The sequence below is a fragment of the Tsukamurella sp. 8F genome (assembly GCF_029167375.1).
Lineage (GTDB): Bacteria > Actinomycetota > Actinomycetes > Mycobacteriales > Mycobacteriaceae > Tsukamurella.
The window spans coordinates 25,097-49,002 of the sequence record NZ_JARFTP010000030.1 but is presented as its reverse complement, the minus strand read 5'-3'; the positions used below and the strand labels follow the sequence as shown (position 1 = coordinate 49,002).

Annotated in this window: 26 protein-coding genes; 13 read left to right on the top strand and 13 right to left on the bottom strand. The window is 69.4% G+C overall.

Translation table 11 applies throughout. The features are described 5' to 3' along the window. Positions 1–141 precede the first annotated feature (141 nt). The gene (locus P0W64_RS18460) at positions 142–1,077 is read left to right on the top strand and encodes a CoA ester lyase (RefSeq protein WP_275481633.1); all 936 of its coding nucleotides are present in this window, start codon (positions 142–144) and stop codon (positions 1,075–1,077) included. On the opposite strand, the gene P0W64_RS18455 is transcribed toward P0W64_RS18460, so the two are convergent. The 4 genes from P0W64_RS18455 to P0W64_RS18440 form a co-directional block, all read right to left on the bottom strand. Further along, positions 1,071–1,718 carry an alpha/beta hydrolase gene (locus P0W64_RS18455; protein ID WP_275481635.1) on the bottom strand — a complete coding sequence of 216 codons (648 nt, stop codon included), beginning with the start codon at positions 1,716–1,718 and terminating at the stop codon, positions 1,071–1,073. The genes P0W64_RS18460 and P0W64_RS18455 overlap by 7 nt on opposite strands. Positions 1,719–1,944: 226 nt before the next feature. Next, positions 1,945–2,481, bottom strand: coding sequence for a YceI family protein (locus P0W64_RS18450; RefSeq protein WP_275481632.1), 537 nt, complete (start codon positions 2,479–2,481; stop codon positions 1,945–1,947). A gap of 97 nt (positions 2,482–2,578) precedes the next feature. Beyond that, positions 2,579–2,956 (bottom strand): VOC family protein, encoded by a 378-nt coding sequence (locus P0W64_RS18445; RefSeq protein WP_275481631.1) that lies wholly within the window; start codon positions 2,954–2,956, stop codon positions 2,579–2,581. 32 nt (positions 2,957–2,988) lie between these two features. After that, positions 2,989–4,689 (bottom strand): putative PEP-binding protein, encoded by a 1,701-nt coding sequence (locus P0W64_RS18440; protein ID WP_275481630.1) that lies wholly within the window; start codon positions 4,687–4,689, stop codon positions 2,989–2,991. 150 nt (positions 4,690–4,839) lie between these two features. Between P0W64_RS18440 and P0W64_RS18435 the strand changes: the two genes are divergently transcribed. The 4 genes from P0W64_RS18435 to P0W64_RS18420 all read left to right on the top strand — a co-directional run bounded on the left by P0W64_RS18435 (position 4,840) and on the right by P0W64_RS18420 (position 9,058). After that, positions 4,840–5,610, top strand: coding sequence for a DeoR/GlpR family DNA-binding transcription regulator (locus tag P0W64_RS18435; RefSeq protein ID WP_275481629.1), 771 nt, complete (start codon positions 4,840–4,842; stop codon positions 5,608–5,610). After that, the gene (locus tag P0W64_RS18430) at positions 5,607–6,563 is read left to right on the top strand and encodes a 1-phosphofructokinase family hexose kinase (RefSeq protein WP_275481628.1); all 957 of its coding nucleotides are present in this window, start codon (positions 5,607–5,609) and stop codon (positions 6,561–6,563) included. The genes P0W64_RS18435 and P0W64_RS18430 overlap by 4 nt, the downstream gene beginning before the upstream one ends. A 25-nt stretch (positions 6,564–6,588) precedes the next feature. Continuing rightward, entirely contained in the window at positions 6,589–8,694 is a 2,106-nt protein-coding gene (locus tag P0W64_RS18425) for a fructose-specific PTS transporter subunit EIIC (protein WP_275481627.1), read from the top strand. 106 nt (positions 8,695–8,800) lie between these two features. Then, positions 8,801–9,058, top strand: coding sequence for an HPr family phosphocarrier protein (locus P0W64_RS18420; protein WP_275481626.1), 258 nt, complete (start codon positions 8,801–8,803; stop codon positions 9,056–9,058). A 46-nt stretch (positions 9,059–9,104) separates the two neighbouring features. Here the strand turns inward: P0W64_RS18420 and P0W64_RS18415 are convergent, their stop codons facing one another. Further along, entirely contained in the window at positions 9,105–9,689 is a 585-nt protein-coding gene (locus tag P0W64_RS18415; protein WP_275481625.1) for a hypothetical protein, read from the bottom strand. A gap of 138 nt (positions 9,690–9,827) precedes the next feature. Between P0W64_RS18415 and P0W64_RS18410 the strand changes: the two genes are divergently transcribed. The 5 genes from P0W64_RS18410 to P0W64_RS18390 all read left to right on the top strand — a co-directional run bounded on the left by P0W64_RS18410 (position 9,828) and on the right by P0W64_RS18390 (position 14,300). Then, the gene (locus P0W64_RS18410; protein ID WP_275481624.1) at positions 9,828–10,748 is read left to right on the top strand and encodes a D-isomer specific 2-hydroxyacid dehydrogenase family protein; all 921 of its coding nucleotides are present in this window, start codon (positions 9,828–9,830) and stop codon (positions 10,746–10,748) included. Beyond that, the gene (locus P0W64_RS18405) at positions 10,738–11,217 is read left to right on the top strand and encodes a MarR family transcriptional regulator (protein WP_275481623.1); all 480 of its coding nucleotides are present in this window, start codon (positions 10,738–10,740) and stop codon (positions 11,215–11,217) included. The genes P0W64_RS18410 and P0W64_RS18405 overlap by 11 nt, the downstream gene beginning before the upstream one ends. A 230-nt stretch (positions 11,218–11,447) precedes the next feature. Continuing rightward, a complete protein-coding gene (locus tag P0W64_RS18400) occupies positions 11,448–12,536 on the top strand; it encodes a Re/Si-specific NAD(P)(+) transhydrogenase subunit alpha (protein ID WP_275481622.1) in 1,089 nt (362 codons plus the stop codon). A gap of 1 nt (position 12,537) precedes the next feature. Beyond that, positions 12,538–12,843, top strand: coding sequence for an NAD(P) transhydrogenase subunit alpha (locus P0W64_RS18395; RefSeq protein ID WP_275481621.1), 306 nt, complete (start codon positions 12,538–12,540; stop codon positions 12,841–12,843). Continuing rightward, a complete protein-coding gene (locus P0W64_RS18390; RefSeq protein ID WP_275481620.1) occupies positions 12,840–14,300 on the top strand; it encodes an NAD(P)(+) transhydrogenase (Re/Si-specific) subunit beta in 1,461 nt (486 codons plus the stop codon). The genes P0W64_RS18395 and P0W64_RS18390 overlap by 4 nt, the downstream gene beginning before the upstream one ends. Positions 14,301–14,367: 67 nt before the next feature. On the opposite strand, the gene P0W64_RS18385 is transcribed toward P0W64_RS18390, so the two are convergent. The 4 genes from P0W64_RS18385 to P0W64_RS18370 all read right to left on the bottom strand — a co-directional run bounded on the left by P0W64_RS18385 (position 14,368) and on the right by P0W64_RS18370 (position 16,943). Continuing rightward, positions 14,368–14,937 (bottom strand): hypothetical protein, encoded by a 570-nt coding sequence (locus tag P0W64_RS18385; RefSeq protein WP_275481619.1) that lies wholly within the window; start codon positions 14,935–14,937, stop codon positions 14,368–14,370. Beyond that, a complete protein-coding gene (locus P0W64_RS18380; protein ID WP_275481618.1) occupies positions 14,934–15,584 on the bottom strand; it encodes an NAD(P)H-binding protein in 651 nt (216 codons plus the stop codon). Before P0W64_RS18380 ends, P0W64_RS18385 begins: the two co-directional genes overlap by 4 nt. Positions 15,585–15,610: 26 nt before the next feature. Beyond that, a complete protein-coding gene (locus P0W64_RS18375; protein ID WP_275481617.1) occupies positions 15,611–16,135 on the bottom strand; it encodes an AAA family ATPase in 525 nt (174 codons plus the stop codon). A gap of 190 nt (positions 16,136–16,325) precedes the next feature. Then, entirely contained in the window at positions 16,326–16,943 is a 618-nt protein-coding gene (locus P0W64_RS18370; RefSeq protein ID WP_275481616.1) for a LysE family transporter, read from the bottom strand. Positions 16,944–17,013: 70 nt separating this feature from the next. On the opposite strand from P0W64_RS18370, the gene P0W64_RS18365 reads away from it, so the two are divergent. Both P0W64_RS18365 and P0W64_RS18360 read left to right on the top strand, forming a co-directional pair. Next, on the top strand, positions 17,014–17,871 hold the full coding sequence (locus tag P0W64_RS18365; protein WP_275481615.1) for an ArgP/LysG family DNA-binding transcriptional regulator: 858 nt from the start codon (positions 17,014–17,016) through the stop codon (positions 17,869–17,871). A gap of 9 nt (positions 17,872–17,880) precedes the next feature. Beyond that, positions 17,881–18,294 (top strand): TIGR03668 family PPOX class F420-dependent oxidoreductase, encoded by a 414-nt coding sequence (locus tag P0W64_RS18360; RefSeq protein WP_275481614.1) that lies wholly within the window; start codon positions 17,881–17,883, stop codon positions 18,292–18,294. On the opposite strand, the gene P0W64_RS18355 is transcribed toward P0W64_RS18360, so the two are convergent. From P0W64_RS18355 to P0W64_RS18345, 3 genes are read right to left on the bottom strand one after another with little or no spacing between them, the layout of a single operon-like run. After that, positions 18,295–19,161, bottom strand: coding sequence for a P1 family peptidase (locus tag P0W64_RS18355; protein WP_275481613.1), 867 nt, complete (start codon positions 19,159–19,161; stop codon positions 18,295–18,297). It abuts the gene before it with no gap. Between the two features lie 10 nt (positions 19,162–19,171). After that, positions 19,172–19,555: a DUF5313 family protein gene (locus P0W64_RS18350; RefSeq protein WP_275481612.1), complete on the bottom strand. Its 384-nt coding sequence runs from the start codon at positions 19,553–19,555 to the stop codon at positions 19,172–19,174. A 5-nt stretch (positions 19,556–19,560) separates the two neighbouring features. Then, positions 19,561–20,022: a MarR family transcriptional regulator gene (locus P0W64_RS18345; RefSeq protein ID WP_275481611.1), complete on the bottom strand. Its 462-nt coding sequence runs from the start codon at positions 20,020–20,022 to the stop codon at positions 19,561–19,563. Positions 20,023–20,488: 466 nt separating this feature from the next. On the opposite strand from P0W64_RS18345, the gene P0W64_RS18340 reads away from it, so the two are divergent. Then, positions 20,489–21,463, top strand: a complete 975-nt coding sequence (locus P0W64_RS18340; protein ID WP_275481610.1) for a hypothetical protein — start codon at positions 20,489–20,491, stop codon at positions 21,461–21,463. Positions 21,464–21,539: 76 nt separating this feature from the next. Here P0W64_RS18340 and P0W64_RS18335 read toward each other — a convergent pair whose 3' ends face one another. After that, on the bottom strand, positions 21,540–23,894 hold the full coding sequence (locus P0W64_RS18335) for an ATP-dependent DNA ligase (RefSeq protein WP_275481609.1): 2,355 nt from the start codon (positions 23,892–23,894) through the stop codon (positions 21,540–21,542). Positions 23,895–23,906: the final 12 nt, after the last annotated feature.

Genomic DNA, 23,906 nt, shown 5'->3' with positions numbered 1-23,906 from the left:
GGCCCGCCCCCCCCCCCCCCCCCCCCCCCCGCCCCCCCCCCCCCCCCCGGCGCGGGGGCCCTCCGGCGTACCGTCGGCCGGGCCCCGAATGCCTGTCGGTAGATTGGATCCGTTCTGCGAACCCTCTTCCCAGGAGCGACGATGACTCCCCCCAACGCAATCGAGACCGAGGAGCCCATCGGTTTCCGCATCGATCCCGTTCTCGCCCGTAGCTGGCTGCTGGTGAACGGCGCCCAGCCGGAACGCTTCGACGCCGCCGCGCGATCTCGCGCCGACATCGTGGTCCTCGACATCGAGGACGCCGTCGCGCCTAAGGACAAGTCGACCGCGCGCGAGAACGTGGTGCGTTGGTTGAGCGCCGAACGGGACGACAGCGTGTCCAACGACGGCTGGGTCCGCGTCAACGGCTTCGGCACGCAGTGGTGGGCAGACGACCTCGACGCGCTACACGGCGTGGAGCATCTCGGCGGAATCATGCTGGCGATGGTCGAGTCCGTCGACCACGTCGTCGAGACGGCCAAACGGCTGCCGGGCACCCCTATCGTCGCGCTGGTCGAGACGGCGCGCGGCCTGGAGCGGATCAGTGAGATCGCGGCGGCCAAGGGCACGTTCCGACTCGCTTTCGGCATCGGTGACTTCCGGAGGGACACGGGCTTCGGCGACAACCCCGCGACACTCGCCTACGCGCGCTCCCGCTTCACCATCGCCGCGAAGGCCGCGCACCTGCCCAGTGCCATCGACGGTCCGACCGTCGGCTCCACTGCGCTGCGTCTCTCGGAGGCGACGGCGGTATCGGCCGAGTTCGGCATGACCGGCAAGCTGTGCCTCACGCCGGACCAGTGCCAACCCGTGAACGAGGGACTGAGCCCGTCGCCCGACGAGATCGCGTGGGCACAGGAGTTCTTCGGCGAGTTCGAGCGCGACGGCGGCGAGATCCGCAACGGTTCGGACCTGCCCCGTATCGCGCGCGCGACGAAGATCCTGGACCTCGCCCGCGCGTACGACATCTCTCCCGCTGTCGAATACGACGAGGGCTCCGGACATGCCCCGGCCCCCTCCGACACCTTCCACTACTGACCCGGCCGGGGTAGCTCCGCCAGTCGCCGGCAGGCCCGGGTGCAGACCTCGTGCCACAGCCGCGGATCGGTCGCCCAGAAGTTGTGATCGGCTCCGTCGACGACCTCGAATGCGCCGTTCGGTAGTAGCTCCGCGAGCTGACGAAGCGGCCAGTCGGGCCGGATGTCGTCGGCCGCGGCGAGGAAGGTCATGTGTACGCGGCAGTCGGCGACGCGACGCCAGAGCTGCGGTGTGTGGATCCACTCCTTGAAGTCCTTCGACAGCGATGCATGCACCGGAGGGACCCAGTCGATCCGAACCGGCTGCTCCTTCGCCCGGCCGGCATCGTAGGCCGCAGACCACCCTCGATCGTTGTGCAGACCGTGCCCCGCGATACCGACGACTCCGCGCACGCGCCGCGGATGGTCGAGGGCATAGCGGACTGCGAGATCCGACCCCCACGAGTGCCCGAGCACGATCCATTCATCGATACCGGCCGCCTGCCGGACGGCCTCCAGGTCTGCGATCGCTCGGGTCATATCGTGCGACCCTCCGTGGGACGGACGCACGCCCCGCGGATGGGGGAACCAGCAGCGGAATCCAGTCGGGGCAAGCCTTTCGTTCGCCAGATAGTGAACGCATCCGGGGCCACCCGACAGCACCACCGCGTCCGGGCCCGAGCCGGCCACAGCCGCATGCAACGCAACGCCGTCGTCGGTCACCACGTCGAGTGAATCCACCCTGCCACTCTCTCACCGGCCCAGAGGCGCTGCGAGCCCAGGCGCTGCGTACGCTCGCCAGGTTTCAGCAGGTGGGCTGGGACGACAGGGCCGGACGAGAAAGGGCGGGCTCCCGTAGAGGGAGCCCGCCCCTTCTGGGAACGCGGGATCAGGCCTGGCGGAGCGCCTCGATCTCGAGGGTGAGCGTGATCTTGTCGCCGATGACCTTGCCGCCGGTCTCGAGCGGCATATCGATGGTGATGCCGAAGTCCTGGCGGGTGATGACCGTGGTGGCCTCGAATGCGACGACCTCGCCCTGACCCATGCCGGGGTTGCGGCCGAGGTACTCGAGCTCGAACTCGACGGGACGGGTGGTGCCGCGGATCGTCAACTCGCCGGCGAGGACGTAGTCGGAGCCCTTGGGGGTGACCGCGGTCGAGACGAAGGTGGCCTTCGGGTGGTTCTCGGCGTCGAAGAAGTCGGCCGTGCGGATATGTGCGTCGCGCTGCTCGTTGCGAGTGTCGACCGAGGTCACGTCGACCTCAGCGGTGGCGGATGCAGTACCGTCCGCCGCCACCGTGATGGTGCCGGAGAAGGTGCCGAACTGTCCGCGCACCTTGCTCACCATGAGGTGGCGCACGGAGAAGTCGACAGACGAGTGGACGGGATCGATGGTCCAGGTGGACGGCTCGAGGACGGTGCTCATGAGTGCTCCTTAAATGTTGACGGTTCAAAGACTCGGTTCAGCATAACCGGACCGCAGTCCGATACATTCCCGGTTCGGTGAACTCTCTGCCAACACCTCACGAATCGAGGGCCGTGTGGTACACCGCCTCGACGTTGTTCCCGTCCGGATCGCGGACGAACGCGCCGTAGTAGCCGGGGTGGTATTCGGGCCACATCCGCGGTGCGTGCAGCGATTCGGCGCCGGCCGCAAGCGCAGCGGAGTAGAACGCGTCGACCGCGGCGCGATCCGCGGCGGCGAACGCCACGTGCATCTCGCGCTGATCGACGTCGGGCAGCGAGCCGGAGATCCAGAATTCGGGCTTGTCTGCGCTGCCGTAGCCGATCGCGACGCCGAAGTCCATCAGCCGGCTCCCACCGAGCGGCGCCAGTACCGCGTCGTAGAACCGTTGCGCCGCCTGGTAGTCGCGGCAGTTGATTCCGAAGTGATCGATCATGACGCCCTCCCCGCCGACGCCCGTCGTCGGCGCTATCTGGAGGCTACGGCGGCCTCGGCGGCGGCGCGGGCCGAACGCGGATCGGCGGTCTCGAGCGCCGCCGCTGCTGCGGCTCGGCACTGCTCCAGCGTGACCCCGGCGAGGCGCGCGCCCACCGCAGCTGCCGCATTCGGCGCACACGACAGCGACGTGGCGCCCAGGCCCACGAGTACGCACGCAAGCAGCGGGTCGGCCGCGGCCTCGCCGCACACTCCCACGGGCTTGCCCGCCCGGGCTCCCGCGGCGCCTACCAGCTCGACGAGCCGCAACACCGCCGGCTGCCAGGGGTCTGTGAGCGTGGCCAGCTGCGAACTCATCCGGTCCGCCGCCATCGCGTACTGGGTCAGGTCGTTGGTGCCGATCGACACGAATTCCACCTCGGCGAACACCGCGTCGGCGAGTAGTGCGGCCGCCGGTACCTCGATCATCACGCCCGGCGTCAGCTCGCGCTCGCGGCACAGTGCGGCGAACTCGCGGGCCTCGCCCGCGGTCGCGATCATCGGTGCCATCACCCAGGGGGAGCCCGCCGCCTCGCCTGCTGCGTCCCCGGCAGCGGCGATCGCATCGAGCTGCCGCGTGAGGATGCCGGCGTCGTCGCGGGCTATCCGCACGCCGCGGACGCCGAGCGCGGGGTTCGCCTCGTCGGGATGGTCGACGAATGCGAGCGGCTTGTCCGACCCCGCGTCGAGCGTGCGGATGACCACCTTCCGGCCTCCGAACGCGTCCAGGACGGCGCGGTACATCTCCGTCTGTTCCGCAGACGACGGTTCGTCGGCGCGGTCCAGGAACGCCAGCTCAGTGCGGAACAGGCCGACGCCCTCGACCGGGCGTTCAGCCGCGGCCTGGGCGGACGTCCCGTCCTGTACGTTCGCGAGGACGGCGACGGGGTGCCCGTCGGCGGTTCTGCCCGGGCCGTGCCAGCCGGCGACCGTGGCGGCGTCGCGTGCGGCCTCCTCGGTGCGGCGGGCGGCCGCCTCGCGTTCCGGTTCCACAGTGATCGTGCCGGCCGCTCCGTCGATGAGGACCGGAGTGCCTGCGGCGACACCGCCGAGACCGGGGACCGCGACGATGCACGGAATGCCGAGTTGTCGCGCGATGATGGCCGTGTGGCTGGTGGGACCGCCCAGTCGCGTCGCGATCCCGACGATCAGCTTCGGGTCGAGTCCGGCGGTATCGGCGGGGGCGAGGTCGTCGGCGAGCAAGACGGCGGGGGAGTCTGGTTGTGGCACACCGGGTTCCGGAGTTCCGGCGAGCTCCGCAAGGACGCGGTCGCGCACGTCCTGCAGGTCGGTCACGCGTTCGGCGTAGAGTCCTCCGAGCTTCGTGAACATCGCGATGAACTTCTCGGTGGCCGCGGTGATCGCATTGGTGGCGGGCAGCCCCGCGCTGATGCGCTTGTCCGCGTCCGCAAGCCACGCCTTGTCGGATGCGAGGCCCGCGGTCGCCGCCAGAACCTCGGACGCGGCGCCGGTCGCCTGCGACGCGCGATCGCGGAGGCGCTGGGCGACTGCGGTCGTCGCCGCTCCTAGACGGGCGGCCTCCTCCTCGCGGCGGGCGGGCGGTACGTCCGCGGCGCCCTCCGGCGGGAGCGCAGGCCGTCGGCCCGGGCGCAGGGCCGGTGCGTAGCCGACCCCGGGGACTACCGGTGAGCCGGTGAGAACTGTGGTGACGGAAGACGCTGACATGCCGCTCATGTGATCTAGATTACGAGAAATCCTTGACTTGTCAACATGTCCGGGGGTAAAACAATAAAAACAGAAGCTGAAACAGAACCAAAGCAACAAGAGATCGTCGGAGCGGCAGCCGGGAGCGCGGGCCGCACAGCCCATACAGACGGAGCACAGATGTACGCGGAAGAACGGCAGCGGGCCATCGCCGCCCTCGTCGGGGACCACGGGCGAGCGTCGGTCACCGATCTCGCCGAGCGCTTCGACGTCACGCCCGAGACGGTACGGCGTGATCTCGCTGCGCTCGAACGCACCGGCTCGGTGCGGCGTGTGCACGGCGGAGTCGTCGCGGCGGCGCTGCTCGCCGGTGTGGAGCCGGGCGTGGGCGAGCGCGAGGAGACCAACGCCGGGGCGAAGCGGGCCATCGGCGCCGCGGCGCGGCGCTTCCTGCCCGGCACGGGAGGCTCGGTCCTCTTCGACGCCGGCACCACGACCGCGGCTGCGGCGCGCGCACTCGGCCCCGCGGATCGTCTTACGGCCATCACGAACTCGCTCCCGATCGCCACGACGCTCGCGTCGCGCGACGGCGTCGACCTGCATCTCATAGGTGGTCGCCTCCGCGGACTCACGCACGCCTCGGTCGGAGCGTCGACGGTGGCCGCAATCGCAGCCCTACGCGCCGACGTCGCGTTCATCGGGGCCAACGGGCTCACCGCCCGGCACGGACTCTCCACCCCCGACGCCGACGAGGCATCTGTCAAGAGTGCCCTCATGCGCGCCGCCCAGTTCGTGGTGGTGCTGGCCGACGCCAGCAAGTTCGGGCGCGAGAGTCTCTACTCCTTCGGCGCGCTCGGCGGCATCGACGCCATCGTGACCGACGCCGCACCCGACACCGAACTAGCCTCCGCTCTCGAAGGTTTCGGTGTCGAGGTGGTGATCGCCCGATGATCGTCACCGTTACCGCGAACCCGAGCCTGGACCGGACGGTCGTGCTGGGTACGCCACTGGAGCGCGGGGCGGTGCTGCGCGCCACCGAGGCGACGGCAGAGCCGGGAGGCAAGGGCGTCAACGTATCCAGGGCGGTGCACGCCGCGGGAGTGCCCACTCTGGCGGTGTTACCCGCGTCGCTCGCAGACCCCGTGGTCACCGGTCTCGATCGGCTCGGCGTCGTGGCGCGTCCGGTCCCGATCGGGGTCGCAGTGCGCTCCAATGTCACCGTCACCGAGCCGGACGGCACCACGACCAAGTTGAATGTTCCCGGCGCGTACCTGGATTCGGATGAGCGAGACGCCCTCTTCGAGGCCGTCGTCGCCGCCGCTTCGGGTGCTGACTGGGTCGCGCTGTGCGGCTCCCTGCCGCCGGGGCTCGACGAAGACTGGTACGCCCGCCTCGTCCGGCGCCTGTCCGGCACTCGAGTCGCGGTCGACACGTCCGGCCCCGCACTAGCCGCGGTCGCGACACCGGGCGTCGGCGCGGCACTGCTGAAACCGAACGCCGAGGAGCTCGGTGAGCTCACCGGTTTCGACGGGGTCGAGGCTGAGAAGTCTGCCGGAGCCGGCGACCTCGGACCCGTACTGGTGGCCGCTACTGCTCTACAGGCATCGTCGGGCGCAGACGTGCTCGCCACGCTCGGAGCGGCCGGTGCGCTGCTCGTCACGAGCGCCGGCGGCTGGGCCGCCAAGCCGCCGAAGATCGTGCCGCGCAGCACCGTCGGCGCCGGTGACTGCTCGCTCGCCGGCTACCTGCTCGCCCACCGGCGCGGCGCCGGGCCCGGCGAATGTCTCCGCTCCGCCGTCGCCTACGGCGCGGCCGCCACGTCCCTCCCCGGCACCGCCGTGCCCCGCCCTGACCAGGTCGAACTCGACGGCGTCGTCCTGACCGCGCTCCAATCCGCCCCGTAATCCCGCCAGAACGAAGGTCTCTCCCATGTCCGACACTCCGATCATCGCTCCGTCGCTGGTCGCCCTCGACGTCGCGGCCGGTACCACTAAGCAAGAGGTCATCTCGTACCTCGCGCACCGGATCGCCGCGGACGGCCGCGCCGACTCCGCCGACGGCCTCATCGAGGCCGCGCTGGCGCGAGAGGAGCAGTCCGCCACCGGGCTTCCCGGCGGCATCGCGATCCCACACTGCCGCACGGAGGCCGTGACCACGGCCGGCCTCGGGTTCGCGCGGCTGTCCGAGAAGGTGGACTTCGGCGCCCCCGACGGGCCCGCCGACGTCGTCTTCCTCATCGCCGCGCCGGCGTCGGGCGGCAGCCAGCACATGAAGCTGCTGTCCAGCCTGGCCCGTGCGCTCGTGCGCCCCGACTTCGTCGCGTCGCTGCGCCAGGCGACGTCGGAGGACGAGGTCGTGGCGCTCGTAGAGGGAGTGCTGGGTCCGAAGCCCAAGCCCGCCACCGAGACGGCCGCGGCGTCAGCAGTGACGGCGACCGCCGCGGCGAATGTGCCCGCGGATGCCGGAGCGGCACAGGAGAAGAAGCACTCGATCGTCGCCGTCACGGCGTGCCCGACCGGGATCGCGCATACATACATGGCTGCGGACGCGCTGAAGTACGCTGCCGAGCGGGCGGGCGTAGACCTGTTCGTCGAGACCCAGGGCTCGTCGGCCACCACTCCGGCGGACTCGGGCGTGATCGAGAAGGCGGATGCCGTCATCTTCGCCACCGATGTGGGCGTCAAGGGCCGCGAGCGCTTCGGGGGCAAGCCCGTCGTCGCCTCCGGCGTCAAACGCGCCATCAACGAGCCCGACACGATGATCGCGGAAGCCGTTGCGGCATCGTCGGACCCGGACGCCCCGCGCGTGCAGGGCTCGGCGGCCGCTTATGACGGCGCCGCGAAGAGCGGTGAGGTCGGCATCGGCACCCGGATTCGACAGATCCTGCTCACCGGTGTCAGCTATATGATTCCGTTCGTCGCGGCGGGCGGCCTGCTCATCGCACTCGGCTTCCTCATCGGCGGCTGGCAGTTGGGGCTCACCCCCGACAAGGGAAGCCACAACATCGGAACCATGATCGCGCTGGACGACAGCCTGGCGCACCTACCGGCGACCGCGAGCTATACGGTGCAGGACGCGGCGGTCGCGGTGCACGGTGGCTTCGGCACCTATCTCGGTGCGGTACTGGTCGCACTCGGCGGGCTGGCCTTCTCCTTCCTGGTGCCGGTCCTCGCGGGCTACATCGCGTTCGCGATGGCCGATCGCCCAGGTCTCGCACCGGGATTCACCGCCGGCGCCGTCGCCGTCGCTGTGGGCGCGGGCTTCATCGGAGGCCTGGTCGGCGGCGTGCTCGCCGGATTCGCCGCCATCGCGGTATCGCGAATCCCGTTGCCCGCGTGGATGCGTGGCCTGATGCCGGTGATCATCATCCCGTTGCTCTCCAGTCTCGCAGTAGGTCTTGTGATGTTCATGCTGCTCGGCCGCCCGCTTGCGTCGCTCACCTCGTGGCTGCAGTCCGAGCTGGCGGGCATGAACGGCAGCTCGAAGATCGTGTTGGGCGTGATCCTCGGTCTGATGATGTGCTTCGACCTCGGCGGCCCGGTCAACAAGGCGGCCTACGCGTTCGCCGTGCAGGGCCTGGGAACAGGTGGCACGGCCGAGCTGCACATCATGGCGGCCGTCATGTGCGCGGGCATGGTGCCCCCGCTGGCGATGGGCGTCGCGACCTTCGTGCGTAAGCGCCTGTTCACCGAGGCGGAGCGCGAGAACGGCGTGGCGGCGATCCCGCTGGGCCTGTGCTTCATCTCGGAGGGCGCGATCCCGTTCGCCGCAGCCGATCCATTGCGGGTGATCCCCTCCATGATGCTCGGTGGCGCCTCTGCCGGCGCCATGATCATGGCCTTGGACGTGGGGCTCCGCGCCCCGCACGGAGGCATCTTCGTCTTCTTCGCGATGAACAACGCGCTCGGCTTCGTCGTAGCCCTGGTGGTCGGCACGGTCGTCGGTGCGGCGGCGGTACTGGTCGCCAAGACCTTCTTCGGTGCTAAGCCCAAGGCCGTCGCACAGGAGCCCGAGCGCGCTCCGGTCGCGGTCTGACGTACCGGACCGCGCTCCCGCCCACCTGACGATCGACTCGTCCCCGCGTGCGAGACCCGTAGGCTCGCAAGCAAAGTCCCCTCTCATACGAATCCAGGAGAACATCATGCCCAGCACCACTGTCGTCGTCGGCTCAGCGGTCGGCCTGCATGCGCGCCCCGCCGGCATCATCGCGGGCGCGGTCAACGAATCCGGTCACGAGGTCACCCTGTCCATCGCCGGCGAGGAGCCTGTGGACGCCGGTTCGGCGCTCATGATCATGACCCTCGGCGCGGAGCAGGGGGCCGAGGTCACAGTCGAGTCCGATGATCAGGCCACTGTGGACGCGATCGCGGCCCTCGTCGCACAGGACCTCGACGCCTGACGGGCACGGCGCAGACCCGGCGCCTCCGAAGGATCGAGTTCGGATATCAGGTCAGCGGCTGGACGCAGTAGCCGACGCGCTTGGGCTGGGTGTAGTTGAGCGCGGTCGCGGTGCCGCAGTCGAGCGGTCCGCCGCTCGCGCGCTGAGTCACCTGCACGACGGTGCCGGAACGGTTCGACAGGGGCGTGGGGCAGGTGACGGGTTTGATATCCGTCGTCGCGACGGATGTGCCGCCCACTGCGTAACAGGTCCCGACGGTGAGGTCGGGGACGAGGCAGAGCGACGATCCGTCGGCCTCGGTGCGCGCGTACGCGGGCTGCGTGCAGGCGGTCCGCCCGGGGAACTTCTCCGCGACGGAGAAGGTGATCGCGCTGCCCTCGCACGCACTCTTGACCGGGTGACCGCCCGACATCGTGACGCAGTCCCCGACCGCGATCGAGCTGACGGTGGAGACCTCCTCGCCGGAGGTGTGCTGCCCGAACAGGTAGACCACACCGCATACGCCCGCCGCGAGCGTTCCCGCGTAGATCGCGGAGGTGACGGCCGTGCGCTGCGGGATCACGGCCTTGGTGCGGCGGTACGCGCCGCCGAGAGCGCGACCGGCATCGTCGACGAGGTGCTGGGTGGACATCGGACCCTCCCTTTCCGGAGCGGCCTCAATCTTAACTTGAACATCAGTGATTAACACAAGTCACACAGGTCACAGAACAGGCACTCTTTCGCGGCGTCGCGGACGGTCGGTGCCCGAGATGCTCGCTAGGGTGGCCCCATGCCTGGTCCGCAGACCGATCTCGTCGTCGCCGTCGGCCCCGATCCCACTCCCGACGTGGAGCACGCCGTCCGCACCGGGGGCGGGGTCCCCGGCCCCCTGAGCCGTGCCGGTGCCCTCGTCTGGACGGGTGGTCCGGCCGACTTCCCTGAGCTTCCGGAGTCTGTGCGGTGGGTGCAGTTACCTGCGGCCGGTGTCGAGAAGTGGGTCGCCGCGGGCATATTCGCCCGCAATCCGCGCGTGCAGTTCACGTCGGCCGCCGGGGTCTACGCGGACGCCGTCGCCGAGCACGCGCTGACGCTGCTGCTGATGGGCGTGCGCGGACTGTGGCGGCGATCGTCGTCGTGGGATCGCGAGGTCGCCGCGCGCACCGGAACTCTCGCCGGGTCGACCGTGGCGATCATCGGTGCGGGCGGTATCGGCCGGGCTCTCGTCGGTCCGCTGCTCGATCTGCACGCGAAGGTGATCGCGGTGAACCGCTCCGGGCGCGACGTCCCCGGCGCGCTGGTCCGCACCGCTGACGAGGTGGACCGCGTGTGGGACGAGGCCGACCACGTCGTCCTCGCAGCGCCCGCGACTCCCGGTACGAAAGCCCTGGTCGGAGCGCCCGAGCTGGCGCGGCTGAAGCGGCATTCCTGGGTGGTCAACGTCGCGCGGGGCACGCTCGTCGACACCGACGCCCTTGTCGACGCCCTGCGCGGCGGGGCTATCGGGGGAGCAGGCCTCGACGTCGTCGACCCGGAGCCGCTGCCCGGCGGCCACCCTCTCTGGGCCCTGCCCAACGCGATCATCACGCCGCACGTCGCCAACCCGCCGCAGCTCATGTGGCCCGCGCTGCTCGAGCGGATCGAGGTCAACGTGCGGCGTGTGGCCAATGGCCGTGAGCCGCTCGCTCCCATCGACGCCGGGCGTGGGTACTGAGGCCGCGGCGGGCGGCGCCGCGCCCGACGGTGCGGGGTCCGGCTCGCGCGACGACGATATCGCCGTGATCCTGCGCGCGATCGTGGCCGTAGCGAAGCGCACGCGCAGCGAGCTGCGCGACCTGCATCCAGACATCGGCTACGTCGATTACACGCTCCTCTACGTACTGGGCGAGAACCCGGACCTGCGGGCGGTGGATCTTGCGGAGATCGTGGCTATCGACAAATCGACGGCCAGCAGACAACTCGCCGGGCTCGAGCGCCGCGGGCTGCTACGGCGCGAGCCGGACCCGGACCGCCCGCGGTCCAGGCGGCTGCTTCTCACCGATCAAGCCCGTGCGATACTCGTCACAGCCGACGAGCGCTGGCGCAGCAGAGTGGCGAGTAGGACGCGCGACTGGACCGCCGCTGACCTGCACTCATTCGCCCAGTTGATCGACCGTTATATGGCCGCCGACGGCCCCTCGTGAGAGTGGGCAAGTGAGACAAAGCTAACTTACTGCTTAGTAAGTTCTGTGTGTTATGTTGCTCCCACTGTTTCGCTGATCGGCCGGCGCACGTCGTCGTCACGCGCCCCGGTGATCCCGGCGGTGGGGGCCGAGAACCCGACGAACTCGGTCGGGCTGCTCGGTGGGGACGTGCTGTGCCGGCACCTGTCGTAGTCGCCCGCCTGTCGTGGGCGCAGATGAAGGAAAGACACATGAACGTCGGTGTGGTGCGCGAGACCGCCGAGGGGGAACGCCGTGTCGCGTTGGTCCCCAAGGTCGTCTCCGCGCTGAAGGCCAAGGGCGTCGAGGTGATTGTCGAGTCCGGTGCCGGGCTCGGCGCGCTGATCCCCGATTCGCTGTACACGGATGCGGGCGCGACGCTCGGCGACGCATGGGCGGCGGACGTAGTGGTGAAGGTCGCGCCGCCGACCGACGCCGAGATCGCTCACCTGCGGTCGGGCCAGACGCTGATCGGGTTCCTCAACCCGCGCAACCAGGACAACCAGATCGGGGCGCTCAAGGCGGCCGGGGTCCAGTCCTTCGCGGTGGAGGCGATCCCGCGCATCTCGCGCGCGCAGGCCATGGATGCGCTGAGCTCGCAGGCCAACGTCTCCGGTTACAAGGCCGTGCTACTGGCGGCGGAGAAGTCGACGCGCTTCTTCCCGATGCTGACTACCGCAGCGGGCACTGTGAAGCCTGCGACGGCGCTGATCCTCGGCGTCGGTGTCGCGGGCCTGCAGGCTCTCGCCACCGCCAAGCGCCTGGGTGCTCGGACCACCGGCTACGACGTGCGGCCCGAGGTCGCCGAGCAGGTGCGCTCCGTCGGCGGCCAGTGGCTCGACCTGGGTATCGACGCGGCCGGCGAGGGCGGGTATGCCCGCGAGCTGACCGAGGACGAGCGGGCCCAGCAGCAGCAGGCGCTCGAGGACGCGATCAAGGGCTTCGACGTCGTCATCACGACGGCGCTCGTCCCGGGCCGTCCCGCGCCGCGGCTGGTCACGGCGGCCGCCGTGGAGGGCATGAAGCCGGGTTCGGTCATCGTCGACCTCGCGGGTGAGACGGGCGGCAACTGCGAGCTCACCGAGCCCGGCCAGACGGTCGTGAAGCACGACGTGACCATCACGTCGCCGCTGAACCTGCCGGCAGACATGCCCGAGCACTCCTCGGAGCTGTACTCCAAGAACATCCAGAACCTGCTCGAGCTGATGCTCGTCAAGGAGGAGTCGGGCGACACGACCTTCGCGCCGGACTTCTCCGACGAGATCCTCGCAGCCTCGTGCGTCACCCGAGAGGAGGCCTAGCGTGTACTCCGGTCTGCTGGCCGCCATCGCGATCCTGGTCCTCGCCGGGTTCGTCGGCTTCGCCGTCATCTCCAAGGTCCCCAACACACTGCATACGCCGCTGATGTCGGGCACCAACGCCATTCACGGCATCGTCGTGCTCGGCGCGCTCGTCGTCCTCGGCAAGCTCCCCGCCGACGCCGGCTGGGGCGTGCGGACCATTGCGTTCGTCGCCCTGATCTTCGGAACCCTGAACGTGATCGGTGGCTTCCTCGTCACCGACCGCATGCTCGGCATGTTCAAGTCCAAGAAGGATGGCGCCAAGTGAACAATCTGGTCGACGTCCTCTACATCGCGGCCTTCGCCCTTTTCATCTACGGCCTTTCAGGCCTGACCGGGCCGAAGACCGCCGTCCGCGGCAACTGGATCGCCGCCACCGGCATGGGCATCGCGGTCATCGCGACGCTGGTCTCCGTCTGGAACCAGTGGCACTCCGTCGGCGGCTCTGTGCCGATCATCAACTGGGTCCTCATCGTGGTCGGCCTGGCGCTCGGCGTCGTGCTCGGCGTTCCCCCCGCGCTCCGCACCAAGATGACGGCCATGCCGCAGCTGGTCGCCATGTTCAACGGCGTCGGCGGCGGCACGGTCGCGCTGATCGCGTGGGTCGAGTTCCTCGAGTCCGACGGCTTCACCCAGGTCCACGACACCCCCAATGTGCACATCATCATCGGCTCGCTGTTCGCGGCCGTGATCGGCTCGGTGTCGTTCTGGGGCTCGTTGGTCGCCTTCGCGAAGTTGCAGGAGATCCTGAACAAGAAGGTCGAGAAGGCGTTCGTCAAGAATGCCAAGCTCTTCCAGCTCGCCAACATCGTGCTGGCGATCGTGTGCATCGCGGTGGCCGTGTACATCGGCGTCTCGTCCTCGAACTCCGAGCCGACGTCGGCGCTGTGGATCGTGCTGCTGCTCGTCGCGGCGGGCATCATGGGCCTGTTCGTCGTGTTCCCGATCGGCGGCGCGGACATGCCCGTCGTCATCTCGCTGCTCAACGCCCTCACCGGCCTCTCGGCGGCGGCCGCAGGCCTGGCGCTGAACAACACGGCGATGATCGTCGCGGGCATGATCGTCGGCGCGTCCGGCACCATCCTGACCAACCTCATGGCCAAGGCCATGAACCGGTCCATCCCGGCCATCATCTTCGGTGCGTTCGGCGGTGACGGTGGTGGCGCTGCTGCGGGTCCCGGTGGCGACCAGGGCACGGTCAAGGCGACCTCCGCCTCCGACGCCGCGATCCAGATGGCCTACGCCAACCAGGTGATCGTGGTACCGGGCTACGGCCTCGCGGTTGCCCAGGCGCAGCACGCGGTCAAGGACATGGCGGCGATCCTCGAGGAGAAGGGCGTCCCGGTCAAGTACGCCATCCACCCGGTCGCGGGCCGCATGCCGGGCCACATGAACGTCCTCCTCGCCGAGGCCGACGTCGAGTACGACGCGATGAAGGAGATGGACGACATCAACGACGAGTTCGCTCGCACGGATGTCACTCTCGTCATCGGCGCCAACGACGTCACCAACCCGGCGGCGCGGAACGATCCCTCGTCGCCGATCCACGGTATGCCGATCCTCAACGTGGACCAGTCCAAGTCGACGATCGTGCTCAAGCGTGGCATGAGCTCGGGCTACGCCGGCATCGAGAACCCGCTGTTCTTCCAGCCGACCACGTCCATGCTCTTCGGTGACGCGAAGAAGTCCGTCGACGCGGTGATCGAGGAGCTGAAGGCTCTGTAGTCGCCCGCTCCGACAGCGAAGCCCGGTGTCCGCCTGTGCGGCACCGGGCTTCGTCGTGTGCGGGGTGTCAACTGCGACCGATGGGCGTGCCCGAGAAGCGTTCCAGCAGAGGCTTGACGTCGTCCCACGTCGGTCGGACCGTGTCGTCGAGGAACGAGATGCTGGTCTGGTTGTGCGCCCACGATCCCGTCAGCCCGCGGATCGACCGGGGGCACTCCGAGGCCAACGCGTCCCAGCGTGGTCCGCGCCGGACGGTGAATCGCGCCGTCGTACCGATGCGGCCCCTGACGTAGATCGGCTCCGGACTGATCTTCTCGATCTCGTCCCACCGCCAGAAGCGCAGTTCCGGATCCTTGATGCGGAGGAACGTGACACCGTCGGCATCGACGGCGGCGAGCGGCCGGTGCCTCAGGGTGCGTACGAAGACGCCCGCCGCACCGGCGACGATGAGCACTCCGAGTAGCAGGATGCCGATGCCGCAGGCCGTCTCGAACGCGGAACGGGATGCTGCGAGGATCGCCGATCCCCACGCCGCGAATGCCGCGCCGATCGCCAGATTCACTACGATCAGGAACCAACTGCGTGCGGACGGCGTGAACGCGATCTCGATCCGGCCGCTCGGCGGTCCGCCGCTCACGCCAGAGCGTCGGCTATAGGCACATCGCCGTCGGTGAACGGGATGTCCTTGCCGACCGTTCCCGTGTCCTGCAGTACTGCGGCGGCGACCTGCGCGACGTTCGCGCGGGACGTGCCGGGGTTGTCCGCCGAGCGGATCGCCGCCGGGTCGATCCTGCCCGAGGCCGGATCCGACGTCAGCCTGCCCGGCATGAGGATCGTCCAATCCAGGGTCGACGCGCGTAGCGCCGTGTCTGCGGCAGCCTTCGACTCCGCATACGGGAAGAACGAGTCGTCCTCGGGCACGCCGTGATCCGGTCCAGCGCCTAGATATGACACCATCACGTACCGCTGCACACCCGCCGCCTGCGCTGCGTGTATCGAACGGATCGCCGCGTCCCGGTCCACGGCGTACGTGCGGGCCGGGGACCCGCCGCCCGCACCGGCCGAGAAGACGACGGCGTCGCTGCCTGCGATGGCGTCCGCGATCTGCTGCTCGCTCGCGTTCTCCACGTCGAGAACCGTGGGCGCCGCGCCCGCGGCGGTGACGTCGGCCGCGTGTTCGGGATTGCGGATCAGGCTCGCCACCCGATCGCCTCGCGCCGACAGCAGCTCCGCGAGCAGCAGCGCGATCTTGCCGTGTCCACCGATGATCGTCACCTTCGCCATGCGCCCCACCGTACGCGCGCCGCCTGTCACGCCGCGAGCGCGGCGAGGAGCTCCCGCAACGACTCCGACGGTGTGCGGCCCGCGGTGTCGACGCGCACGGCACCGGTCGAGGGCTGGTACTCGCGCTCGCGGACATCCGCCCATGTCGGCTGCTCGAGCCCCGGTATATCACCGATGCGCGACTCGACCCGGGCCCGGTGCTCTCCCGTGTCGGAGCATACGATCTCGACGTCGACGATCGTGGCCGACACTGCCTCGGCCACCGCGCGCCACGCCCTGCGGCTCTGCTCTATCGGATTCACGCAGTCGGCCACGACCGGCGTGCCTGCGACCAGCGTATCGGCCGCAATACGTTGCGCGACCGTGTATCCCAGCCCTTCGGCGATGGCGCGATCCGCGGCGGGCGCATTCTCGCGGATCGCCTGCTCGACCGTGTCGATCCGCAGATACGCGGCACCCAGATGCGCTGCGAGCATTCGGCAGAGTGTGGTCTTCCCGACCCCAGGCAACCCACCGACTACGACGAGACGTGGCTTACGCTTGTCGGTCATCGTCTCCTGAGCGGATGCACCGCCCGCCGATCAGTGCGTGCACGGGTCTCCATTCCGGTTCAGCATGATCGCCGTCGCGATCGTCGACATATCGATCCTCTCATTCGCGCGAACGGGTGCGAGGCCGAACGTGATTCGCCGGCGACGGAATCCGACGGCATCACCCGGTACGTCCGATTCGGGGGCGACTCTAGAAGGTGACGAGTGGCATCGTCGCCAGCCGGACGGCCAGGGCGAGGACCGTCGCCGCGATGGCCGTGTTAAGCACACGCCACGTGCCGGGCCGACGAAGCAGGCCCGACATCCGTCCGGCGCCGAACCCGAGCGCGGTGAACCAGACGAGGCTGCCGACCGCGGCGCCCGCGCCGAACCACCAGCGGTAGTCGCCGTAGCGTGCCGCGGCCGTGCCGAGCAGAAGCACTGTGTCGAGATACACGTGCGGGTTGAGCCACGTCAGGGCTAGCGCGGTGGTGACGGCCGTTGTCGTGGTCGCCGCCCCGTGGGCCGATCCGGTGTCGAGAACGCCGCTGCGCGCCGCCGACCAGGCCGCCCGCAGCCCGTAGCTGGCGAGGACCGCGACGCCGCCCCACTTCGCCACTGCGATCAGCGTGGGCCTGTCGGCGACCACGACGCCGAGACCCGCAACGCCACAGCCGATCAGCACCACATCGGATGCGACGCAGACGGCGACGACGGGCAGCACGTACCGACGCAACATCCCTTGCTGCAGCACGTATGTGTTCTGCGCGCCGATTGCGACGATGAGCGAGAGGCCGAGCGCGATGCCGGCGGCGAGTGAGGTCAGCACGACATCGAAGCTATGCGTGCGAGGCGGTGAAGAAAAACGAAAGTATCTACATGTCCGTAAGCTGAACTTCATGCTGAGCGGGCCCTGGTTGCAGACCCTCGCCGCGGTGGTCGACCACGGCACGTTCGACGCGGCCGCGCGGAGGCTCGCGGTGACCCCGTCGGCCGTGAGCCAGCGGATCCGTGCGCTGGAGCAGGAGGTCGGTCACGTCGTCGTGACGCGCGGCAGCCCCTGCCGCCCGACCGAGCAGGGCGCGGTCCTGCTCGGGCTCGCACGCGGCGTGGCCGCCCTCGAGGCCGACGCGCTGGGGCGGCTCGCAGGTGACGAGGCGTCCTCGGTGCTCGACGTAGGCGTCAACGCGGACTCGCTCGCGACCTGGTTCCCGGACGTGATCGACGCCGTCGCGGGCGCCGGACCACGTCTTCGGCTGTATGTCGACGACGAGAGCCGCACCGCGGACCTTCTTCGGTCGGGTGCGGTACTCGGCGCCGTCACGGCGAGCCCCGAACCGGTGCAGGGGTGCTCCTCCGAATATCTGGGGTCCATCCGCTACACGCCGGTGTGCTCAGTGGGGTTCGCCGAGCGCTGGCATCGCGGCGGCCGCTGGCCGTGGCGCGAGATGCCGGTGGTGCAGCTCGATGAGAAGGACTCGCTGCAGAACCGGGTCCTGCAGCGGCACAGGGCAGCAGGCGCACCGGAGCATCGCATCCCCACATTCCACGCCTTCCGCCACGCTGTGCGATCGGGTCTCGGATGGGGCAATCTCCCTACGGTGGACGTCCGAGCGGACCTGGACGCCGGCCGCCTGATCCGGGTGGAGCGCGATGTCACGGTGCGGCTCTACTGGCAGTCCTGGAGACTGCACACCCGCGCGACCGCCCGCCTCGCGGATGCGATCCACGCGGCGGCCGCCGTGCATCTCGAGTAGGGTCGTGCCGTGAGACTGACGGCTGCGGAAGCGCGTACGCGGTTCGTCGGTGCCCGCGTCGCTCGACTCGCGACGGTGAGTCTCGGTGGCGCACCGCATCTCGTTCCCATCACGTTCGCGGCCGATGGGGACGGCGTCGCCTTCGCCGTAGATCACAAGCCCAAACGTACCGCCCGTCTGCAGCGTTTGAGGAATATCGCCGCGGAGCCGCACGTGTGCCTCCTGGTGGACGTCTACACGGACGACTGGAACCACCTGTGGTGGGCCCGGGCGGACGGGGAGGCGCACACCGTCGAGGGTGAGTCGCGGGCCGCGTGGGTGGACCGGCTGCGCGCGAGATACCCGCAATATCAAGAGAACCCGCCAGAGGGACCGGTCGTCGAGATCGCCGTCACGCGGTGGAGCGGCTGGTCTGCCTCGTGATCAGGCTCGGGAGCGGATCGCATCGGCCACAGCGCTGACGGCCAACGCGCGTACGAGATCCACCTTGGCGTCGACGAGACCAGTTGCGGCGGAGACGAATCCATCGCCGTCATAGCGGGTGTGCGGCGGAGTGACCGCGCGGGCCAGGCCGTCGTGCGCGCCTTGCGCGAGGACGAGAGTGTCGATCTTCGACAGGCGCGCGTTGGTGATGACGATCCCGATGGTGGTGTTCTCCCGTGGCGACGCCGGGAACGGCGCCTCCTGGAACGCTGCCGTGATGTCTTCCGCGAGGGCACCCGTGCCGGCGCCGGTCTCGATTCCACCGAACGCGTTCACCGCACACAGCGCGCCTACTACGACGTCGCCCGCGCGGGCCTCCCGGTAGGCGAGACCGCCGGGTCGGATGCGCTCCGTCCCCAGGTATTTGTCTACGGTGGCACCGGTTCCTGCGCCGATCAGGCCATCGAGCTCGGCGCTCTCGGAAGCAGCAGCCGCTGCTGCGTAGCCGTTCCCCGCCGTCGGCCGAACGGAGGGGTCGCCGGCCATCAGGTCGAACAGTGCCAGCGTCGGGACGATGGGAACCGGTCCCGCAACCGTCGGCACCCCGACCCCGGCCTCTTCCAGGTGCTGCATCACGCCGTCGGCGCAGGCGAGACCGAAGGCGGACCCACCGGTCAGCACGGCCGCATCGATCCGGTCGACAGTGCGCTCCGGGGAGAGGAGGTCGAACTCGCGGGAGGCCGGTGCGCCGCCGCGGATCTCGCCGGAACCGACAGTCCCATCCGGGAACAGGACCACGGTGCATCCGGTGCGCGCCTCGCCGTCGGTGTAGTGGCCCACGCGGACTCCGGGGATCGAGATGCCCATATCCCGGAGGCTACTCGGTGCGGGGGTGCGCCGCCTCGTACGCGAGCCGTATCGCCGCGCGATCGGCGAGCACCCGTGGATTCTCGAGGCCCCGATCGAGTCCGTTCTGCTGCAGCCGCTGAGCGCGGTTCTGTCGCATGTATGCGACGTTGTAGAAGCCGACCAGGAGGGCTCCGAGGAGCACCGTCGCAAGGCGCAGGCCTAGCGGACCCGGCAGCGCCAGGAGCGCCGCGTATACGGGCGCGACGGCGAGCTGGCCGCGCACGACGAACCGAGCTACCCAGGTATCGCACGTCAGCGTGTGCCGCACCCATTCTCGATTCCGCTCGGGAAGCGAAGCGCCGTAGACGAACGCTATGTAGTGTGCCGGGCCGGGTGCGCGCATAGCGGGCATGGTGGTCATCCTTTCGGGTCGAGGGCGCCGGCCGCGATGGCCTTGGCGTTTATGCCGGTGAGGACTCGGTGCAGATCCTCGAGTTCCTCGAGTGAGGCGCCGAGCCGCGCCACGACGGTGGGCGGTACGTCCAGTGCGCGCTCGCGGAGATCCAGGCCGGCCGGCGTCAGGCCGACGTCCATCCGCCGCTCGTCGTCCTGAGCCCGCTCGCGAACGATCAGCCCGGATGCCTCGAGCCGCTTCAATAGCGGACTGAGCGTGGCCGAGTCCAACTGGAGGGCCTCGCCTATCGCCTTGACGGACATCGGAGCGGAACCCCAGAGCGCGAGCATGACCAGGTACTGGGGGTGCGTGAGCCCCATCGGCGCCAGGACGGGGCGGTAGACCGACAACACCGCACGGTTCGCGACCGCGAGCGCGAAGCACACCTGCCGTTCGAGCGCGAGTGGGTCGTCACTGGATGCCATGGGCAATAAGATAGCACACGAATAGATCGTGCGCTATCTATCTGAGTGAACTCCTGTCTGCCGAGGCGTGGACCAGGGATTTCGCGACTTCGCCGCGCTTCGACCGCGGGCGTTGTCACCGACCGCGAGTCGCCGCCGAGCTGAGAATTCGACCGTGACGGCCCTGAGAGTCTGGATCCAGCTCGGTATCGGCGTGAATCCACTGTTCCCCCAGGAGCTTTCGAGCCTTACTCTTCCGCCTACGATCCCTTCGAGGTCTGGAGGAACCAGATGCCCGAGCATGGTGGTATCACGTGTCGTATCGGGAGGTCGAGATGAGTGACATCGGCCGTCCCCGCCGGCGCTTCACCGCGGCCCCCGCCCCGGCGGATCCGCCGGGCAGGAGGGTCCGGCCGACTCCCTCGCCGCCGGCGCCGTCCGCGCCCGGCCCTGTGCCACCGTCGACTCCGGAGAAGGTGCCGGTCCCTTGAGCGGCGATGGGTTCCGCAAGGTACGTGCCGAGGTCTACGGGGTGCGCGCGTTCAAAATCGATGCGACGCAGTTCGAGGCGTGGGTCGCCGTCGAGGGGCGGGTACCGTCGTCGTTCCTGGTGTCACCGGTCGTCGACGAACTCGGTGGGTGGCCCGATCTCCAGGGCGAGGCCGCGTGTCTGTACCAACGCGATCACGCCGTGCCGGACTTCGACTGCACGTGTGGCCTCTACGCATTCAACAGCCTGCAGGCCCTGGAACATGCGATCCCCGAAGCGAGACTGGAGGCGGTCGCGATCGTCGCACTGGAGGGGCGGGTCATCGCACACGACCGCGGATACCGCGCGGAGCGGATGCGCGTAGTCGCGGTGTGGGTGCGGCCGGTCGGCCTTGCGGGGAGGCTGAGCCGCCGTCTCGCCGGGCTCGATACCGCACCTGCCTTGTACCGTGAGCTGGACGACATGATCCGCGCCTACGAGATCCCTTCGTCCGCGCCGAGCGTTGCACTCCGGCACCGCATCGTCGACGTGGCCACGCTTGTCGCGGTGGGGTTCGGACGCGTCGCCTTCCTGTCGGCCCTCGGGGCACTGGCGTTTCGTACGCTCGTGCGACCCGATGCGGCGGAGCGGGCGACGTGGTCGGTCGCACTCGCCGGCCTGGTGGCCTTCGCGATCGGCCTGGCGATAGGGATGCGAACGCCTGACGGCGTGCCGATGCCGTGGCAGGCTGGTGCGATCGACGAGTGGCGGGAGTCCCACTCCTCGGCCCGTCTCCTGTACTGCACGTGGGCCGTCCGTCGATTCGACCAGGCTTGTATGGGCCTGACGATCGGTGCTGTCGTCAGTGGGGTCGTCCGATGGTGGACGATATGGCCGGTACTGGTCATGGTCGCCATCGAGTCGCTGTGTGTTCTCTGCGTGATCCCGCGCTACGCGCGGATCCTGGTGACCAGAAACCCGGTGTCGTCGTGAGCGTCCACGGCGTCGCGTGGGTGCGCAGAGGGGTCCGCGGGATGATGCGCGACCGCGGCCGGGCGTTGCCGCGTGTCTATTCCTCACCCTCCCAGGGCAGTTCGTCGGCATCGGGTACGTCACCGGGGAGCAGGTCGCGTCGGAAGCCGCGCCACGTGGGCTGGCGGAGGTGGCCTCCGGCCCGTAGGGACGAGTAGCGCACGTCGCCGACCACCCTCGGCAGCACCCAGACGACGTCGCGGAACTCGGGTCCGGACGGCGGTTCCACGAAGGGGCACATACGCATCCGCAGCGGTTCGAGCTCACCGGCCAGCGCATCCAGGTCCCGATCGGAGAAGCCCGACCCGACTGCTCCGAGGAACACCAGCCCGGTCGGCGCGGGAGCACCGACGAGAACGGACCCGATGCGGGACTCGCGGCTGCCGCGGCCGGGCTTCCAGCCGCCGATCACCACCTGCAGGTCCCGCCAGTGCTTGTGCTTGAGCCAGGACCGTGACCGGATACCCGGCAGGTATTCGGAGCTTCGGCGTTTCGCGACGACGCCCTCCCAGCCGAACTCGTCGCTGCGGGCGACGGCAGCGGTGCCGTCCGGAGCATCGAGGAGCGGCGGAACCTCGGCGATGCCACTGGATTCGAGCAGGGGCGCAAGCGATTCCAGTACCTCGCGGCGCACCTCCCATGGCCGCCGGGTGAGGTCGACGCCGCTCGCCGACAGCACGTCGAAGACGTAGAACCGTGCCTGGTATCCCGTGCGCATGAGGTGGAACGCCGGGACGCCGGCCTCGTCGAGCACCACTGCCTCTCCGTCCAGCACCACATCGGTTCCGAGGGCCGCTGCGAGCGCGGCGAAGCCGGGGAAGTCCGACGTGGACACCCGGCGCGATCTGCTCCGGAGGGAGACCTCGCCGCCGGTGACCGTCGCGATCACCCTGTACCCGTCCCATTTCCCCTCGAACGCCCAGTCGGTCCCCGATAGGCCGCCGATGGCGGATTCCGTGGGGAGCATAGGTGCGGGTACCTCGCGGTCGGAGAGTAGTGGTGCGGGTACCTCGCGGTCGGAGAGTGACGGTGCGGGACCGGACTCAGGTTGCCTCATCGAGGACGGTGCGGCCATCAGGTGGGCCAGCCAGTTCTTCTCGCCGGTGCGGATCAGCGCGTACCGGCGACCTGCGAGCTTCTCACCGTGCAGGGTCACGATGACCTCGTCGGGCCGCCATTTCTCGAGGTCGTACGTTCCGGTGTCCCAGATCGTGACTTCGCCGCCGCCGTATTCGCCGCGCGGGATGGTGCCCTCGAATCCTGCGTAGTCCATCGGGTGGTCCTCGGTATGCACGGCGAGGTGGTTCCGGCCCGGATCCTCGGGCAGGTTCTTGGGCACCGCCCACGAGACCAGCACACCGTCGTGCTCCAGACGGAAGTCGTAGTGTAGGCGCCGCGCGTGGTGTTCCTGGATGACGAATATGGGAGCGCCGCCGGTGGACTCGCCGCCGAACGGCTCCGGCGTCCGGACTGCGGACCGCTTCGCGCGGTACTCGTCGAGGCGGACCACCTCACCCTCGGATGGGAGCAACACGTCCAGCGGGTCCGATTCGGAGGCGCGTGCGAGGACTGCGCGGAAGTCCAGCTGTGTGAGGCCGCCGGTCTCGAGCTCGTCCCACGAACGCGGCGCCGCGACGTACGGTCGGGGGCGCCCGCGCAACGAGTACGGCGCGATGGTCGTCTTGCCGGGGTGGTTCTGGGACCAGTCGACGAGGATCCGGCTCGCCCGCTCGCTCTTCGCCATCGTCGCCGTGACGAGTTCGGGGGTCTCGGCCTCGAGCTGCGTGGCGATCGCGCGTGCGACCGTCCGGGCTCCGCGCGACGAGACCCCTTCGCGCAGCGGGGCGTACACGTGGATCCCCTTGGACCCCGAGGTCACCGGCACCGACGGCAGTCCCATGCCCTCCAACAGGTCCCGGATCCGCAAAGCCAGCCGGGCGCAGTCGTCGAGTTCGACGCCGGGCCCTGGGTCGAGGTCGAGCACCAGACGGTCGGCGTCGCCGGGTGCGCCGTCGGGAGTGAATCGCCATTGCGGCACATGGAGTTCCAGCGCCGCCTGCTGGCCGAGCCACACCATCGACGCGACATTGTCGACAACCGGGTAGACGGACTCACCGTCGGAGTGGAACTGCGAGCCTCGTCGGATCCAGCCGGGTGCGTGTGTGGGGAGCCGCTTCTCGAAGAAGTCGCCGCGATCGACACCGTTCGGCCAGCGCTTGCGGGTGAGTGGCCGCCCGCGCAGGTGTGGGAGCGCCTGAGGTGCGATGGCCTCGAAGTAGTCGATCACCTCGCCCTTGGTCGTACCGGTCTCGGGGTAGAGAACCTTGTCCAGGTTGGTCAGCGGCACTACGACGCCGTCGACGTCGCGGTTCTCCCTTGTTGGGCCAGGCACGGTCTGGATCTC